The 15,684-nt window shown below is 66.2% G+C and carries 20 protein-coding genes and 1 pseudogene; 11 read left to right on the plus strand and 10 right to left on the minus strand.

Annotated features, from left to right (window positions below):
* Positions 1-162: 162 nt before the first annotated feature.
* A complete protein-coding gene (gene dprA, locus AC3WT0_RS02415) occupies positions 163-1,257 on the minus strand; it encodes a DNA-processing protein DprA (RefSeq protein ID WP_492751134.1) in 1,095 nt (364 codons plus the stop codon).
* Entirely contained in the window at positions 1,254-1,859 is a 606-nt protein-coding gene (gene plsY / locus AC3WT0_RS02420; RefSeq protein ID WP_492751135.1) for a glycerol-3-phosphate 1-O-acyltransferase PlsY, read from the minus strand. The genes dprA and plsY overlap by 4 nt, the downstream gene beginning before the upstream one ends.
* A 73-nt stretch (positions 1,860-1,932) precedes the next feature.
* Between plsY and murI the strand changes: the two genes are divergently transcribed.
* The 3 genes from murI (at position 1,933) to AC3WT0_RS02435 (ending at position 4,433) form a co-directional block, all read left to right on the plus strand.
* On the plus strand, positions 1,933-2,730 hold the full coding sequence (gene murI / locus AC3WT0_RS02425) for a glutamate racemase (RefSeq protein WP_492751136.1): 798 nt from the start codon (positions 1,933-1,935) through the stop codon (positions 2,728-2,730).
* Between the two features lie 156 nt (positions 2,731-2,886).
* Positions 2,887-4,128 carry a 5-aminolevulinate synthase gene (gene hemA, locus AC3WT0_RS02430; RefSeq protein WP_492751202.1) on the plus strand — a complete coding sequence of 414 codons (1,242 nt, stop codon included), beginning with the start codon at positions 2,887-2,889 and terminating at the stop codon, positions 4,126-4,128.
* A gap of 14 nt (positions 4,129-4,142) precedes the next feature.
* A complete protein-coding gene (locus tag AC3WT0_RS02435) occupies positions 4,143-4,433 on the plus strand; it encodes a putative quinol monooxygenase (protein WP_492751137.1) in 291 nt (96 codons plus the stop codon).
* On the opposite strand, the gene AC3WT0_RS02440 is transcribed toward AC3WT0_RS02435, so the two are convergent.
* From AC3WT0_RS02440 to AC3WT0_RS02450, 3 genes are all read right to left on the minus strand, one after another.
* The gene (locus AC3WT0_RS02440) at positions 4,412-5,089 is read right to left on the minus strand and encodes a class I SAM-dependent methyltransferase (protein WP_492751139.1); all 678 of its coding nucleotides are present in this window, start codon (positions 5,087-5,089) and stop codon (positions 4,412-4,414) included. The genes AC3WT0_RS02435 and AC3WT0_RS02440 overlap by 22 nt on opposite strands.
* On the minus strand, positions 5,086-6,324 hold the full coding sequence (locus AC3WT0_RS02445) for a BtaA family protein (RefSeq protein WP_492751141.1): 1,239 nt from the start codon (positions 6,322-6,324) through the stop codon (positions 5,086-5,088). Before AC3WT0_RS02445 ends, AC3WT0_RS02440 begins: the two co-directional genes overlap by 4 nt.
* 86 nt (positions 6,325-6,410) lie before the next feature.
* Positions 6,411-7,352 (minus strand): LysR family transcriptional regulator, encoded by a 942-nt coding sequence (locus tag AC3WT0_RS02450; protein WP_492751143.1) that lies wholly within the window; start codon positions 7,350-7,352, stop codon positions 6,411-6,413.
* A gap of 122 nt (positions 7,353-7,474) precedes the next feature.
* Here AC3WT0_RS02450 and AC3WT0_RS02455 point away from each other — a divergent pair, with 122 nt between their 5' ends.
* Positions 7,475-8,353 (plus strand): NmrA family NAD(P)-binding protein, encoded by an 879-nt coding sequence (locus AC3WT0_RS02455; RefSeq protein ID WP_492751145.1) that lies wholly within the window; start codon positions 7,475-7,477, stop codon positions 8,351-8,353.
* A 76-nt stretch (positions 8,354-8,429) separates the two neighbouring features.
* On the opposite strand, the gene AC3WT0_RS02460 is transcribed toward AC3WT0_RS02455, so the two are convergent.
* From AC3WT0_RS02460 to AC3WT0_RS02470, 3 genes are read right to left on the minus strand one after another with little or no spacing between them, the layout of a single operon-like run.
* Entirely contained in the window at positions 8,430-9,083 is a 654-nt protein-coding gene (locus tag AC3WT0_RS02460) for a hypothetical protein (RefSeq protein WP_492751147.1), read from the minus strand.
* Positions 9,084-9,117: 34 nt separating this feature from the next.
* On the minus strand, positions 9,118-9,624 hold the full coding sequence (locus AC3WT0_RS02465) for a GNAT family N-acetyltransferase (RefSeq protein WP_492751149.1): 507 nt from the start codon (positions 9,622-9,624) through the stop codon (positions 9,118-9,120).
* Positions 9,625-9,634: 10 nt separating this feature from the next.
* A complete protein-coding gene (locus AC3WT0_RS02470; protein WP_492751151.1) occupies positions 9,635-10,096 on the minus strand; it encodes a hypothetical protein in 462 nt (153 codons plus the stop codon).
* Positions 10,097-10,271: 175 nt separating this feature from the next.
* On the opposite strand from AC3WT0_RS02470, the gene rpiB reads away from it, so the two are divergent.
* The 6 genes from rpiB to AC3WT0_RS02500 all read left to right on the plus strand — a co-directional run bounded on the left by rpiB (position 10,272) and on the right by AC3WT0_RS02500 (position 14,020).
* Complete coding sequence (gene rpiB, locus AC3WT0_RS02475) at positions 10,272-10,730, plus strand: ribose 5-phosphate isomerase B (RefSeq protein WP_492751153.1); 459 nt, start codon at positions 10,272-10,274, stop codon at positions 10,728-10,730.
* Positions 10,727-12,040, plus strand: coding sequence for a serine hydroxymethyltransferase (gene glyA / locus AC3WT0_RS02480; RefSeq protein ID WP_492751154.1), 1,314 nt, complete (start codon positions 10,727-10,729; stop codon positions 12,038-12,040). The genes rpiB and glyA overlap by 4 nt, the downstream gene beginning before the upstream one ends.
* Before the next feature lie 53 nt (positions 12,041-12,093).
* Positions 12,094-12,558 carry a transcriptional regulator NrdR gene (gene nrdR, locus AC3WT0_RS02485; protein ID WP_492751156.1) on the plus strand — a complete coding sequence of 155 codons (465 nt, stop codon included), beginning with the start codon at positions 12,094-12,096 and terminating at the stop codon, positions 12,556-12,558.
* Positions 12,555-13,286 (plus strand): RNA methyltransferase, encoded by a 732-nt coding sequence (locus AC3WT0_RS02490; RefSeq protein ID WP_492751158.1) that lies wholly within the window; start codon positions 12,555-12,557, stop codon positions 13,284-13,286. Before nrdR ends, AC3WT0_RS02490 begins: the two co-directional genes overlap by 4 nt.
* Before the next feature lie 154 nt (positions 13,287-13,440).
* Complete coding sequence (locus tag AC3WT0_RS02495; RefSeq protein WP_492751160.1) at positions 13,441-13,680, plus strand: hypothetical protein; 240 nt, start codon at positions 13,441-13,443, stop codon at positions 13,678-13,680.
* Between the two features lie 106 nt (positions 13,681-13,786).
* Positions 13,787-14,020: a hypothetical protein gene (locus AC3WT0_RS02500; protein WP_492751162.1), complete on the plus strand. Its 234-nt coding sequence runs from the start codon at positions 13,787-13,789 to the stop codon at positions 14,018-14,020.
* A gap of 25 nt (positions 14,021-14,045) precedes the next feature.
* Here AC3WT0_RS02500 and AC3WT0_RS02505 read toward each other — a convergent pair whose 3' ends face one another.
* Positions 14,046-14,357: a chorismate mutase gene (locus AC3WT0_RS02505; RefSeq protein WP_492751164.1), complete on the minus strand. Its 312-nt coding sequence runs from the start codon at positions 14,355-14,357 to the stop codon at positions 14,046-14,048.
* 224 nt (positions 14,358-14,581) lie between these two features.
* Between AC3WT0_RS02505 and rpsD the strand changes: the two genes are divergently transcribed.
* Positions 14,582-15,196, plus strand: a complete 615-nt coding sequence (rpsD, locus tag AC3WT0_RS02510) for a 30S ribosomal protein S4 (RefSeq protein ID WP_492751165.1) — start codon at positions 14,582-14,584, stop codon at positions 15,194-15,196.
* 57 nt (positions 15,197-15,253) lie between these two features.
* On the opposite strand, the pseudogene AC3WT0_RS02515 reads toward rpsD, so the two are convergent.
* Positions 15,254-15,595: pseudogene (locus AC3WT0_RS02515) on the minus strand (alpha/beta hydrolase family protein); the annotation flags it as partial.
* Positions 15,596-15,684 lie beyond the last annotated feature (89 nt).

The following is a 15,684-nucleotide window of genomic DNA, read 5'->3' on the forward strand; positions in this document are numbered from 1 at the left end:
TCGGCGGCACTATGCACCGATTGGCGGGTGGCGGACAGCCTTGCGGCCCGCGTCATTGCGAGGAGGCGAAGCCGACGAAGCAATCCAGCTTCGATATCCGGCGTCGTTCTGGATTGCTTCGGCCTGCGGCCTCGCAATGACGGAGGCCGCAGGTCGATATATTCAGCCCACCAGGCTGACCTTCCCGCCCGCATGGCGATCGAGGCGCCCCGCCAGTTCAAGCTCAAGCAGCACCGTCTGTATGACGGCGGGCGCCGATCCCGACAGCCGGATCAGTTCGTCCACCGGCACGGGCACTGGCCCGAGCAGATCGACGATCGTCCCGCGCTCGTGGTCCGACGCATCGGACGAAAGCGGCCCGCTATCGAAGCCCGCGCCCGGATCGCGCAGCACACGCGCGTCGATCGGGCGGATCGCCTCGATGATGTCGGCGGCGGACTGGATCAGCGTCGCGCCTTCGCGGATCAGCAGGTTGCAACCCTGCGCGCGCGGATCGAGCGGCGATCCGGGCACTGCCATCACCTCGCGCCCGGCTTCGCCCGCCAGCCGCGCGGTGATCAGCGATCCCGATTTGGGTGCGGCCTCGACCACGACCGTCCCCGCCGCGACGCCCGCGATGATCCGGTTGCGCCAGGGGAAGTGACGCGCGCGCGGCTCGACGCCCGGCGGCTGTTCGGCGATCAGCAGTCCCTGTATCGCCACCGCATCCTGAAGCGCGGCATTTTCGGGCGGGAAGACCACATCGATGCCACCGGCGATCACGCCGATCGTGCCGCCATCGAGCGATCCGGCATGAGCCGCGCTGTCGATCCCGCGCGCCAGCCCCGAGGCGACGACGATGCCCTCGCGCGCCAGATCCTGCGCCAGCCCCCGCGCGAAGCGGCATGCCGCCGCCGATGCGTTCCGCGCGCCGACCATGGCGACGACGCTGCGCGCGGCAAGCCCCGTGTCGCCGCGCACGACGATCGCGGGCGGCGCGCTTTCGATCTCCCGCAGCAAGGGCGGATAATCGGGCTCATCGATGAAGATATGGCGCGCGCCGAGCGCCGCGACACGGCCGAACTCGGCTTCCACCGCGCGCGGATCGGCAAGTTCGACCGCCCTGCCCCCACCACGTGCCGCGAGCATCGGAACCGCGTCGAGCGCGGCCTCCGCGCTGCCGAAGCGACGGAGCAATGCTGCATAGGTAACCGGGCCGACATTGGCTGATCGGATGAGGCGGAGCTTGGCGCGCCGGGGCGCGTCTGCCGCGTTCACGCCTTGCTGGAGCCCACGCGCGGCTCGGTGCCGTCGAGCAGCCGCTCGATATTGCCGCGATGCTTCCACAGCACCATCAGCGCGAAGGCGACGAGCAGCAGCACCAGTTCGAACCGGCCGAAGATCGCGGCGGCGACGGGCGCGGAGACTGCGGCGCTCATCCCGCCCACCGACGAATAGCGCAGCAAGGCGAGCATCCCGAGCCAGACGGCCGCGAACACCAGCCCGATCGGCCAGTAGAGCGCAAGACAGATGCCGAGCAGCGTCGCGACGCCCTTGCCGCCCTTGAAGCCGAGCCAGACGGGATAGAGATGGCCGAAGAAGGCGCCCGCCGCGCCCAGCACCGCCCCGCCCTCGGGATGGACATAGGCGCCGAGCAGCACGGCCGCCGCGCCCTTCGCACCATCGAGGATCAAGGTCAGCGCCGCAAGCGACTTGCGCCCGGTGCGCAGTACGTTGGTGGCGCCGATATTGCCCGATCCGATGTTGCGGATGTCGCCCATGCCGGCGATGCGGGTGATGAGCAGGCCGAAGGGGATGGACCCGAGCAGATAACCCAGGACGAGCGCGATCGCGGGGCCGACCCACAACATGCCAGACATCAGACGCCCCCCAACAGCTTTCCGCGCGACAATAGGGGTTTGATCCCCCTGCGCAACAACTTACATTAAGGCGGTGACGACCGATAGCCGCCCCCTCCTCTTCTTCGATTCGGGGGTTGGCGGGCTTTCTGTCCTTGGCCCCACGCGGGCGCTTCTGCCCAACGCGCCGGTAGTCTATGCTGCTGATTCGGCCGGATTTCCTTATGGGCTGAAGACCGAGGCGGAGATTGCCGCGCGCGTTCCCGCGCTGCTCGGCAGGCTGGTCGAGCGCTATCGCCCGCGCCTTGTCGTCATCGCCTGCAACACCGCATCGACGATCGCGCTGCCTGCGGTGCGCGCGGCGCTCGACCTGCCCGTCGTCGGCACCGTTCCCGCGATCAAGCCGGCCGCGCTCGCCTCGCGCAATCGCGTCATCGGGGTGCTCGGCACCGACGCGACGGTCCGCCAGCCCTATGTCGATCGGCTCGCAGCCGAATTCGCCGCCGACTGCATTGTGCTGCGCCACGGATCGGCGCGCCTCGTCGAACTGGCCGAGGCCAAGCTGCGCGGTCACCACGCCGATCCGGCCGAGTATGAGGCGATCATGCGCGGGTTGACCGACCAGCCGGGGGGCGACCGGATGGACGCGGTGGTGCTCGCCTGCACCCATTTCCGCCTAGTCGATGCAGAATTGGCGCGCGCGTCGCCCGGCGTGGCGCTGGTCGACGGCGCCGACGGGATCGCACGGCGGATCGATTATCTGACCGAGGCGCAGGACTGGTCTGACGATCCGGGCGAGGGCGTGGCCTTGTTCACCGCGCTCGGCCCACACGAACAGGCGCTCGCCCCCGCGCTCGCGGACTTCGGCCTGACGCGCATCGAGGCGCTTTAGAGTTTGTTCGAAAATGCGCTGAAGGCGCATTTTGCGGCACCGGCGCCGATCTCGAACGTGCTTTAGACGACCTAAACCAACGATCACTATGATCGACAATTTGCGAGGCGTTATCACTGGCATTGCAGATTTTTCGGGAGTATCGCGACGATCGTGATGACGCAGACATCCGAAGAGCGGGCAGTCGACTATAACCACGTCTTCTCCCAGGCCATCGACCGCCTGCACGCCGAAGGGCGCTACCGGGTCTTCATCGATATTTTGCGCAACAAGGGCATGTTCCCCAATGCGCGCTGCTTCGCCGGGCATAACGGGCCGAAGCCGATCACCGTCTGGTGCTCGAACGACTATCTGGCGATGGGCCAGCATCCCAAGGTGATCGCAGCGATGGAGGAAGCGCTCCACGATGTGGGCGCGGGATCGGGCGGCACGCGCAACATCGGCGGCAACACCCACTATCATGTCGATCTCGAAGAAGAGCTGGCCGACCTCCACGGCAAGGAAGGCGCGCTGCTCTTCACCTCGGGCTATGTCTCGAACGAGGCGACGCTCTCGACGCTCGCCAAGCTGCTGCCGGGCTGCATCATCTTCTCCGACGAGCTCAACCACGCCTCGATGATCGCGGGCATCCGCAATTCGGGCTGCGAGAAGCGCGTCTTCCGCCACAATGATCTCGAACATCTCGAAGAGCTTCTGGCCGAGGCGCCCAAGGGCGTCGCCAAGCTGATCGCGTTCGAAAGCGTCTATTCGATGGACGGGGACATCGCGCCGATCGCCGAGATATGCGACCTCGCCGACAAATATAACGCCCTCACCTATCTGGACGAGGTGCACGCGGTCGGCATGTACGGCCCGCGCGGCGGCGGCATTTCCGATCGCGACGCCGTGGCGCACCGGCTGACCATCATCGAAGGGACGCTGGGCAAGGCGTTCGGCGTGATGGGCGGCTATGTCGCGGCCGACCGGCAGATCATCGACGTGATCCGCAGCTATGCGCCGGGCTTCATCTTCACCACCTCGCTGTCGCCGGTGCTTGTCGCCGGCGTGCTGGCGAGTGTGCGCCACCTGAAATCGTCGAGCGTCGAGCGCGAGGGCCAGCAGGCCGCCGCGGCCCGGCTCAAGGCGATGATGCGCGATGCTGGGCTGCCGGTGATGAACTCGACCACGCACATCGTGCCGCTGATGGTCGGCGATCCGGTAAAAGCCAAAAAGATCAGCGATATATTGCTCGCCGAATATGGCGTCTATGTGCAGCCGATCAATTACCCCACGGTGCCGCGCGGTACGGAGCGGCTGCGCTTCACCCCCGGCCCGGCGCACAATGAAGAGATGATGCGCGAGCTCGTCGAGGCGCTGGTCGAAATCTGGGACCGCCTCGAAATGCGCAAGGCCGCCTGATCGGGGCGCCGGCGATGCTGATCGTCACCGGATCGGTCATTGCCAGGGACGGCGCGTTCGATGCGCTGCTGGAAGCATCGCAGGCGCATGTCGGGCGATCGCGCACCGAGCCGGGCTGCATCGCGCACGCCGTCTATCGCGATACCGAAAATCCGCTGCGGCTCTTCTTCTTCGAACGCTGGGAAAGCCGCGCGCATCTCGACGCACACTTCGAGACCGCCGGCACTGCGACGTTCCTCGCCGCGACACGCGATCTCGTCGCGGGCAAGCCCGATCTCGATATCTACACGGTTGCCGAAGGCTGATCGGGCCGCCGCAGCGCGGCTTCCCACGCATAGCCCCGATAGAGCGGGCGGAAGCTGAGCGTCAGGCCGCGATCGGCGGCCAGATTGCGCAGCGCCGCTTCCAGGTCGGCGCGCGGCGTCACGTCGAACTTCGCCAGCCATGCATGAAGCCCGCGCCGGAACCAGCGCGGAAGCCGCTCCTGCTGCCCGAAATCGACGATGTGGAGCTCGCCGCCCGGCGCCAGCGCATCGGCCGCCGCCACAATCGCCTGACGCCAGGGCGGGATCATCGACAGCGTGTAGGACATCAGGATGCGGTCGAAGGCGGGCACGCCGAACATTGCCTGCGCGTCGAACCCGGCGGCATCGCCGCGCGCCAGCGCGATACGACCGCCCTGCCCCGCCCGCGCGATGCTCGCAGCCGCCGTCTCCAGCATCACCGCCGAAATATCGAAGCCGTGGCAGCGCGCCTGGGGCCAGGCCCGCGCCGCGACGATCAGGTTGCGCCCGGTGCCGCAGCCGACCTCAAGCACGGTCCCGCCCGGCGGCGGCGCCAGCGCGCGGATCGCCCGGTCGCGGCCGAGCAGATAATATTTGCGCGTCAGATCGTAGATGTGGCGCTGGCGGCGATAGATGGCATCCATCGCCTTGCCGGCATCGGTCGCCGTCGCGGTCATGCGTCCTTCAGCACGTAGAGATGCACGCCGCCATAGATGGACGATCGGTCGCGGCGCGTATAGTCGCGCGACGCCTCTTCCTCATAGCGGAAGCGGTCGAGGATGGCGTCGGGCACGCGGCCCGGCAGCAGGCTCGGCTCGGCAGCGGTGCGGAAAAGCACGCGCGCGCCGGGCCTGGCGGTGCGCAAGATTTCGCTCCACAGCGTCGTCAGTTGCTCGTTGGTCATCCAGTCCTGCGCGTCGAGCAGGATATAGCGATCGACGCTTGCGGCATCGCGGCTGCGCAGATGATCGCCGAAATTGACGTGGCGTACGGTCACCCGGTCGACGCGCGAGACCACGGCGTCATGATGGCGCGCCTGCAGATAAGGCGGCAGCGAGGCGTCGGGCGCCGCCTGATAGCCGCGACCGAAGGCCTGCCAGGCGAAATAATTGCCGCGAATGTCGAAGTCGCAGGCCAGCTTCTCGAGCCGCTGGCGCAGCACGCTCGCCATACCTTCGGGATCGTCGCCGGCCAGCGCGTCATATTGCGCGGGCGGGATGCCGAGGCCGAAGAGCGAGGCGGGCTGGTCGGTCAGCCAGCGAATGAACTTCTTGTCGAAGATCGGGGCGAAACGACGGTCGAAGATCGCACGTTGCTCCTCAATGCTACCGGCGGCGAGGATCTCGCGCGGATCGATGCCATAGAGCCTGGCGAGCAGGTGCGCGGTGCCGATAAAGGTGCCGAGCAGGCCGCGCCGGTAGATGCCGGTCTTGAACCCGCCGATGCGACGCCGGCCTGAAAGATCGCGCCCTTCCCAGTAGCGGCGCGATGTCTCGTCCAGATGCGGCGCGACATGGCGCTTATAGGCTTCGATATTCTCGCGCGACGCAGCGCCGCCGAAGAAACGGAGGAAGGCGGCATGATCGGGCAGGTGGCGCGCGGCGGCCAGCTTCAACCGGTTGAGCGCGATATGCGCGGTGTTGAGATCGACGGCGGTGACGCTGGCCGGATTGGCGGTGAGATAGCTCAGCACGTTGCAGCCGCCCGACGCGATCGTCACGACATGACTGTCGGGCGTGATCGCCAGCGCCTCCATGTCGACTTCGGGGTCTTCCCAGATTTGGGCGTAGACCAGGCCCCGAAAGGCGAAGGCGAAGGCGCGTTCGAGCAGACCCTGTCTGGTGAGCGTCTCGGCGCGCTGCATGGCGCCGCGCACCGCCCTGCCAGTGGAAAGGGTCGAATGGCTGATCATCGCAATGTCCTGTGGAAGCCGCGTTTCGGGGGATTTAAGGCCGTGATGTTACAGCCCCGCGACGGTTCGGGGACCGATTGTCACAATCAGGTCGCATAAGCCGCCGGGTCGGCTTGTCCAGAGCCTGCCGGCTCGCGACCGATCTCCTGAACGAAGTCGAGAAACGCCCGCACCTTGGCCGGCGGCAGATGGCGCGACGGGTGATAGGCGTAAAGCGGCCAGGTCTCGGTCGACCAGTCGGCGAGAATCGACACCAGCGCCCCGCTGTCGAGCCAGGGCTTGAGGCCGAGCCCTAGGCTCTGGAAAATGCCCTGCCCCGCGACGCATGCGGCAAGCGCCGCCGATGGGTCATCGGTCGTCATCCGGCCGCGCACATCCGCTTCAAACAGATCACCGCCGCGCCCGAACTCCCACGCGAAGGGCCGGCCCGTCTGCGGATCGCGGAACAGGATGGCCTCGTGGTCGACCAGATCGCGCGGAGTCGCCGGCACGCCGCGTCGATCGAGGTAGGAAGGCGCGGCGCAGGTCAGGACCGGCGTTTCCAATATCCGCCGCGCGACGAGCGACGCGCCGTCGGCCGGGCCAAAGCGCACCGCCACGTCGACGCCCGCCATCATCTCCTCGCGATGATTGCTGACGAGGAGGTCGAGCGACAGCATCGGAAAACGATCAAGGAAGCGCCGCAAATTGGGGGCAAGGACCATCCGTGCAAACCAGGGGTCGACATTGGCGCGCAACCGGCCGCTGGCGATTGAGGCGGCCCCTGCCGGCTCGGTTGCCGCCTCCTCAATGCCCGCGATCAGCGGCATCACCCGCGCATAGAAAAGCCGCCCCTCCTCGGTCAGCGTCGCGTTGCGAGGCGTCCGGTCGAACAGGCGAACCCCGACGCGCGCTTCCAGCCGGGCGACCGCGCGGCTCACGCCCGACGCCGTCAAACCCAGCGTTTCTCCGGCGCGGGCGAAATTGCCCGCCTCGACGATCGCGGCCAGCACCCCCACGCCATTCAATATCCTGGTGTCGAAATTCATCGGCGCCCCGCATGACTTCTGATCACAGAAGCGATGATATTTATGCGCTCAAATCATCTCGCGCGCCATCCTAAATAGCATGCGACGCGATCAGGCATCGCGCTGAACGAAGGAGCTTTGAGATGTTCGCCATTACCGGAATCACCGGCCAGGTCGGCGGTGCGCTCGCCGGCGCGCTGCTCGATGCAGGCCTCCCCGTGCGCGCCATCGCGCGCGATCCTGTGAAGGCCGCCATATGGGCGACGCGTGGCTGCGAGATCGCCCGGGCCGACATGGCCGACGCGGCCGCCCTCGCCGATGCCTTCCGGGGCGCGGAAGGGGTGTTCATCCTGCCGCCGTCCGATTTCGATCCGGAGCCCGGCTATCCGGAAGCAAAGCGCGTGATCGCCGCTGTCCGCCGCGCGCTCGACGATGCGCGCCCGCGGCGCATCGTCTGCCTCTCGACGATCGGCGCCGACGCGCAGCAGGATAACCTGCTGACCCAGCGCACCCTGATGGAGCAAGCGCTGTCCACGCTCTCCATCCCCGTCACTTTTCTGCGTCCCGGCTGGTTCATCGAAAATGCCGCCTGGGATGTCGGCTCCGCGCGCGACGAAGGCGTCATCCGCAGCTTTCTCGCGCCGCTCGACCGCCGCATCGCGATGGTGGCAGTCGCCGATATCGGTCGCATAGCGGCCGCGTTGATCCGCGAACGCTGGACCGGCGTGCGCATCGTCGAACTGGAAGGGCCGGAGCGCGTGTCGCCCGACGACCTCGCGGCAGCCTTCGCAACGGCGCTCGGCCGCCCAGTGCGGGCAGAGGCGATTCCGCGCGACGCATGGGAAGCGTTGTTCCGCGCGCAGGGCGCCCGAAATCCCTTGCCGCGCATGCGGATGATCGACGGCTTCAACGAAGGCTGGATCGATTTTGCCCAGGACAACCCCCGCTTGCTCAGGGGGCGAGTCAGCCTGAACGAAGCGATCGCTGCGCTCGTCGCTGCCGACGGTCAAAGAACCAATTGAACCCCGATGGCTGAGGCGCCGTCCTGCAACGCCTCAGCCATCGGATGCCATCGTCATGCTGGTCCGTCGCTTCAAGTCAGCGAAGCAATGCCTTGAGGCGCGGATCATCCTTGCGGTCGCTCAGCAATTGTCGACCACACCACCGCGCAGCCGCGCTAAAACCTTTCAGGCTGAATCGCTTGTGCCGCCTTGGCGTCTTTTCCTCATTATCCGGGTCGCGATAACCGATTGCGAAGCTCGAGGCGCCGAACATGTCCTTCGTCAGATAGGCGAGCGGCAGCCATTCGTCTTCCGGAGAGGCTCGGAAAACCAGCGTCGCGATGTCGAAGGACAACAGGACGCCGCCTTTTTCCGGAGGCCGCGCCAACCGCCACGGCAGCGACGCGACCTGATAGCTCTTGCCGGCTACGCTGATCGCGTCGACCTGCAACTGTCCGGACGGCGCTTCGGCGCGTCCGGGAAAAAGCCACCGCGCGACCATCTGGTCGCTTTCCGGGGGTCTGACCTGAAACAGCACGACGCCCGGTGTCGTCATCCGACAGGCATATTGCGGCCCGGACTCATAATCGGATTCGAAAAAGGCGGTATCGGCACGCCACATGCCGGATTTGAAGGTCGCGACACGGTGCGCATCGAACGCGGCGTCGATGACCTGCGCATGCGCCGGAGTTGCGATCAACGCGGCTCCAGCGCCGAGGAAAAGCAGTTGGGGCCCGAACAGAATGCGCATGTTGCAAGTCTAACCAACCCTAGTTTCCGACATGCTAAACCCGCTCGAACAGCAGCGCCTTGGCGCCGGCATATTGGGCCTCGCCATAGGAACGGAAGCCGAGGCGTTCGGCGAGGCGGACCGAGGCGTAGTTGCCATCCTCGATCATGCACACGGCGCGGGTGAAGCCTTTCATCTCCGCTCCCCAGCGCAGGGCAGCCTCCATCGCCTCGGCCGCGTAGCCGCGGCCATGGACCGAAGGATCGAAAGCCCAGCCTGCCTCGGGTGCGCCATCGAAGCGCGGATCGAGTTCGCGGCGGCCTTCGAACAGGCCGACATCGCCGACATGGCGGCCCTCGGCGCGGTCGATCACGGCCCAGAAGCCGTGGCCGTTGAGTGACCAGTGGCCGGCATAGCGGAGCAGCCTGCTCCACACCTGCTCGGGCGTCTGCGGCTCGCCGCCCACGAAGCGGACGACGGCGCGGTCGCTCCACAGTGCGAGCAGGCTTTCAAAATCCTCCCGACCATGCGGGCGCAGGATCAGGCGCGCTGTTTCGATCATGCGCGCAAGGTCAGTCGCGACAGAAGCCTTCGCCGGACTGGATGATCAGGCAATCATCCTTGCCGGCGAGATATTTGAGGCCCGTATCCGCGCCGGTGCCCGCGCGAATCGTCTCGGTCTTGCCGCCGCGCGCGAAGCTGATCGTCTCGCCGTTCGCGGTGCCGACATATTTGTTCGTGCCGTCGAGCAGGGTGATGGTCAGCGCATATTTGCCTGCCTCATGCCCCGGCTCGATATCGAGGACGAGGCCTTCGACGCCGATCCACTTGCCGATCCACGCATCGGTGGGGTTGGCCGATTCATCGGGCGGGACGACTTCATATTCGGGCGGCGGCAACGCGTTGCCCGGGGGCATGCCATCCGCCGTCTGCTCGGCGGTCTGCGCATTGTCCGCGCCCTTCTGTCCCGAACAGGCGGCCAGTGCGAGCGCCAGCGCAAAGCCGGTGCCGAGCGTCCCAATCGTGCGGCGCATGCGAGTCTCCTTTGCCCCCGAGCCATGGAGGCTAGCGGCTGGCCTTCGTTCCTCCAACCCCCTCGCCGGCGACCGGGCTCCGCCCATGTCACCATCCCGTCATCCAAAGGTAGCGCTTCGGCGCGCAAGACCGTAGAGAGCCGCCATCCGACTCATCTTTGGAAAGACGCGGGCCATGTCCGAACCGATCGCGATCGCATCCGATCACGCAGCCGTCGCCTTGAAGGCCACGCTCGTCGCATGGCTGCGCGACGGCGGCCATCAGGTGATCGACCTTGGCCCGGCCGACGAAAGCTCGGTCGACTATCCCGATTATGGCTACAAGCTCGCCGGCGCGATCGAGGAAGGCCAGGCCGTGCGCGGCATCGCGCTGTGCGGTTCGGGGATCGGCATCTCGATCGCCGTCAACCGCAACCCGGCCTGCCGCTGCGCGCTCGTTTCCGAGCCGCTCTCGGCCGCGCTCGCCCGCCAGCACAACGATGCCAACGTCGTTGCGATCGGCGCGCGGCTGACGGGCATCGATATGGCAAAGGCGTGCATCGACGCATTCCTTTCCACCCCATTCGAAGGCGGCCGCCACGCCGGCCGCGTCGCCAAACTCTCCACCCCAGCCTTCGCGAAGGAGCCCGCATGAGCACCAACCCCCGCACGCTGCACGACGTCCAGCCCGACGGCTTCTTCACGCGCGGCCTCGCCGACGCCGACCCGGCGGTGTTCGCCGGCATCGGCCACGAACTGGCGCGCGAGCAGAACCAGATCGAGCTGATCGCATCGGAAAACATCGTCTCGCGCGCCGTGCTTCAGGCGCAGGGATCGGTCTTCACCAACAAATATGCCGAGGGTTATCCGGGCAAGCGCTACTATCAGGGCTGCGCACCTTCGGACGAGGTCGAGACGCTGGCGATCGAGCGCGCCAAGCAGCTGTTCGGCTGCGGCTTCGCCAACGTCCAGCCGCATTCGGGCGCGCAGGCGAACGGCGCGGTGATGCTTGCGCTCACCAAGCCGGGCGACACCATCCTCGGCATGTCGCTCGATGCCGGCGGCCACCTGACCCACGGCGCCAAGGCGGCGATGTCGGGCAAATGGTTCAATGCCGTGCAATATGGCGTGCGCGAGGACGACCATCTGATCGACTTCGATCAGGTCGAGCGGCTCGCCAAGGAACATAAGCCGACGCTGATCATCGCCGGCGGCTCAGCCTATCCGCGCCACATCGATTTCGCGCGCTTCCGCGCGATCGCCGATGAAGTCGGCGCGCTGTTCATGGTCGACATGGCGCACTTCGCGGGCATCGTCGCGGCGGGGTTGCATCCCTCGCCCTTCGGCCATGCGCATGTCGTGACCACGACCACGCACAAGACGCTGCGCGGCCCGCGTGGCGGCATGGTACTGACCGATGACGAGGCGATCGCCAAGAAGATCAACTCGGCGGTGTTCCCCGGCCTGCAGGGCGGCCCGCTGATGCACGTCATCGCCGCCAAGGCCGTGGCGTTCGGCGAGGCGCTGCAGCCCAACTACAAGAGCTACATCGCGGCGGTGCTGGAGAATGCGAAGGTGCTCGCCAGCCGCCTCAAGGAGCGCGGCGCCGATCTGGTCGCCGGCGGCACCGACACGCATCTCGCGCTCGTCGACCTCCGCCCGCTGGGCGTGACCGGCCGTGACGCCGACGAAGCGCTCGAGCGGTCGGGCATCACCTGCAACAAGAACGGCATCCCGTTCGATCCGCTGCCCCCGGTCAAGACCAGCGGCATCCGCGTGGGGTCACCCGCCGGCACCACGCGCGGCTTCGGCCCCGCCGAGTTCCGCGAGATCGGCGACATGATCGCCGACGTGCTCGACGCGCTCGCCGCCAAGGGCGAGCATGGCGACCCGGCGGTCGAGAACGCGGTCAACGATCGCGTCCGCGCCCTGTGCGCGCGCTTCCCCATCTATCCGGAGGCGTGATGATCCGCTCGCGCGGTTACGGCACCGGCCCGCTCCCCCGCGAGGAGCAGTAAATGCGCTGCCCGTTCTGCGCGCATGAGGACAGCCAGGTGAAGGACAGCCGCCCCACCGAGGATGGGGCGGCGATCCGGCGGCGGCGGCAGTGCGAAGGTTGTGGTGCGCGCTTCACGACGTTCGAGCGCGTGCAGATCCGCGACCTGACCGTGGTGAAGAGCGAGGACCGGCGCGAACCCTTCGACCGTGAAAAGCTGGCGCGATCGATCGCGATCGCCTGTCGAAAGCGCCCCGTAGACCCGGTGCGGATCGAGCGCCTGATTTCCGGGATCCAGCGCCAGCTGGAGACCACGGGGGACAGCGAAGTGCCCGCGAAGCAGATCGGCGAGCTGGTGATGGAGGGACTGCGCGGTATCGATCACGTCGCCTATATTCGCTTCGCCAGCGTCTACAAGGATTTCACCGAAGCGCGCGATTTCGAGGATTTCGCCGGCACCGTCGCGCAGGGTCCCGCCAAGGAATGAGCGGGACCCCGTCCGCGCCGCCGCCCGTCATCGTCCTCGTCCGCCCGCAGCTGGGCGAAAATATCGGCAAGGCGGCGCGTGCGATGCTCAATTTCGGGCTGACCGAAATGCGCCTCGTCGCCCCGCGCGATGGCTGGCCTAATCCGTCCGCTGGCCCTGCCGCGAGCGGCGCCGACATTGTGCTGGCCGAGGCGCGCGTCTTCGACAGCGTTGCCGAAGCGGTTGCGGATTGCGCGCATGTCTATGCGACGACGGTGCGCAAGCGCGGCGTCACCAAGCCGGTCGTCACGCCCGAGCAGGCCGCGCGCGCCATCCGCACCTCGCCCGAGCGGACCGCCATCCTCTTCGGCCCGGAGAGATCGGGCCTCGAGACCGACGACGTGGCGTTGGCGCGCGAGATATTGACGGTGCCGATCAACCCCGAATTCGGATCGCTCAACCTCGCGCAAGCCGTCATCCTCGTCGCTTACGAATGGTCGAAGGGCGAAACGCTGGCGAGCCCGCCTGTCGTCGACCTCGAACCGCCCGCGCCGCAGGAAGAGCTGGAGGACCTGATCCAGGACCTGACCGCGAAACTCGACGAGGCCGGATATTTCTTCCCGCCGGCCCGCGCGCCCGCGACGCGCCGGACGCTTCGCACCGTGCTCACCAAGGCCGGCTGGTCTTCGCTCGACGTGCGGACAATGCGCGGCGTGATCAACACGCTGATGCGTCCACGACGGAGGTAATAAATCTATCGCAGCGCAACATGGTGAGATATATATAGTGATGAGTCGGCGATACGGCGGTCGCGATCTTGCGTCACGACCGCACTCGAAGTGCCCGTTATCCGATGGGACGCTTCGACCGGCGAGGTTGAATCTCTTTGACGGGAATTATGTGATGCTGCTTGCGACTGCCTTGTTGCTTCTTGCGCCCGCCACCGCCGAAACGCCGGCCGCCGCGCCGACCCCGGCACCTGCCGAGAAGGTCATCTGCAAAAAATCGATCGAAACCGGATCGCTGGTGAAGGGCCGTAAAATCTGCCTGACCGCGAAGCAGTGGCGCCTCGCCTCCGAGAGCGCGAGCAACACTGCGATGCGTATGCAGTCGGAAAATGGCCGCCTCGAAGGCACCAACTGATCCGAGACGGTTTGAACGGGCGGATCGGGCCTTATTAAGAGCCCTCCGCCCGCAAATCGCAGACTGACGGCTCAACGACGCGTTTCAGGAGAATGATGCGATGCTGATGGTGACCGCTCTTCTGCTTCTAGCGCCGACCACGGGCGAACAGCCCGCGCCTGCGCCGTCCCCGGCCCCTGCCGAAAAAGTCATCTGCAAGAAATCGATCGAGACCGGATCGCTCGTGAAGGGCAAGAAGATTTGCCTGACCGAGAAGCAGTGGCGCCTTGCCGCCGAAAGCGCCAGCAACAGCGCGATGCGCATGCAGTCCGAGAACGGACGCATGGAAATGCCGCACTGATCGATTTTCGCCGGGCGCTTGCCGCTCAGGTCCGCCTGTCGAACGCCTCGAGTTCATAGGCGATCGAGGCTTCCACGAGCGCTTCCCACAAATCGCCCGCGAGACTGGCCGGCACGCCCTTTTCGGCGGCATGGCTCTTCACATTGGCGATCACCTGCGCCTTGCGTGCCTCATCGCGTACCAGATTGCGATCAGGCTTGATCCGCGCGGCCGCATCCATGAAGCGCATCCGGACGCCAAGCAGCGCCACCAGCTGACGGTCGATGCTATCGACGCCGGCGCGTACATCGGTCATTGTCGTGCAGGATTCGGGGGGCAGGAAATTATCGTCGTGCATGGCCGCCTTCTAGCCATGCGCCCCGCCCTGTCCATGGCTGACTTGTCCAAGGTTGACTCGAAGCCCGTGTCCCGCTAACCGCGCGCCTTCGCAAACGGCTCCGCACCCCGGTGAAGCGGCGGCCCTGCCTCCCGATCTACGGACAAGCAGCGCGATGACCGGGACCGATCGCTCGTCACCTGTGGCGGCGGTCAATGTTGTTGGCAATTGCTAAGGAATTACACATGTCGAAGCGCAGTAGCGCCAAGTACAAGCTCGATCGCCGCATGGGCGAGAACATCTGGGGCCGCCCGAAGTCCCCGGTGAACAAACGTGAATATGGCCCCGGCCAGCACGGCCAGCGTCGCAAGGGCAAGGTCTCGGACTTCGGTCTCCAGCTCCGCGCCAAGCAGAAGCTGAAGGGCTATTATGGCGACGTGACCGAGAAGCAGTTCAAGAAGGCCTATGTCGAGGCGAGCCGCATGAAGGGCGATACCTCGCAGAACCTGATCGGCCTGCTCGAGCGCCGCCTCGACGCGATCGTCTATCGCGCCAAGTTCGCGCCGACGATCTTCGCCGCGCGCCAGCTGGTCAGCCACGGCCACATCCACGTCAACGGCGTGAAGTGCAACATCGCCTCGCGCCTAGTGAAGCCGGGCGACGAAGTGACGCTGGGCAAGAAAGCGCAGGAAATGGCGCTGGTGCTCGAAGCGCAGAGCCTCGCCGAGCGCGACATTCCCGACTATGTCGCCCCCGACGGCGCCGCCAAGATCACCTTCACCCGCGTGCCGACGCTGGACGAAGTGCCTTACCCGGTGAAGATGGAACCGAATCTGGTCGTCGAGTTCTACTCGCGCTGATCCGACGGAACCTGCGAAACATGGAAGGGCGGCCAGCGATGGCCGCCCTTTCTCGTTTTACTTGATGCCCATCTGTTCGCGCAGGAAAGCGTCGCTGCGCCTCAGCATATCAGCACGGGCGATATTGGATTCCAGCGAGTGCGCAAGCCCCGGATATTCGACATAGAGATAGTTTTTGCCGGCGCCCTTGAGCTTACCGGCCATAAGCTGCGAGTGTTCGATATAGACATTCTGGTCCATGTCCCCGTGGAAGAGCATGATCGGGGCGGTGATCGCAGCAACATTCTGCGCCGGCGACCCGGCTCCCGCATTGCCATTGGCGTACAGAAAATTCTGGACCAGCATGAATTGCGAGGAATAGCGATATTGCTCAGCCAGCTCGCTTACATCTGTAACGGGAGCGACAGCGACTGACGTGACCCCCGGCTTTCATCCAGCGGCAACCAGAGACCGATCATTGTTGTCGCGCATCAGCGCAGGTGAAGCAA

Source organism: Sphingomonas sp. EU05-FHT14C10 (assembly GCF_058790595.1).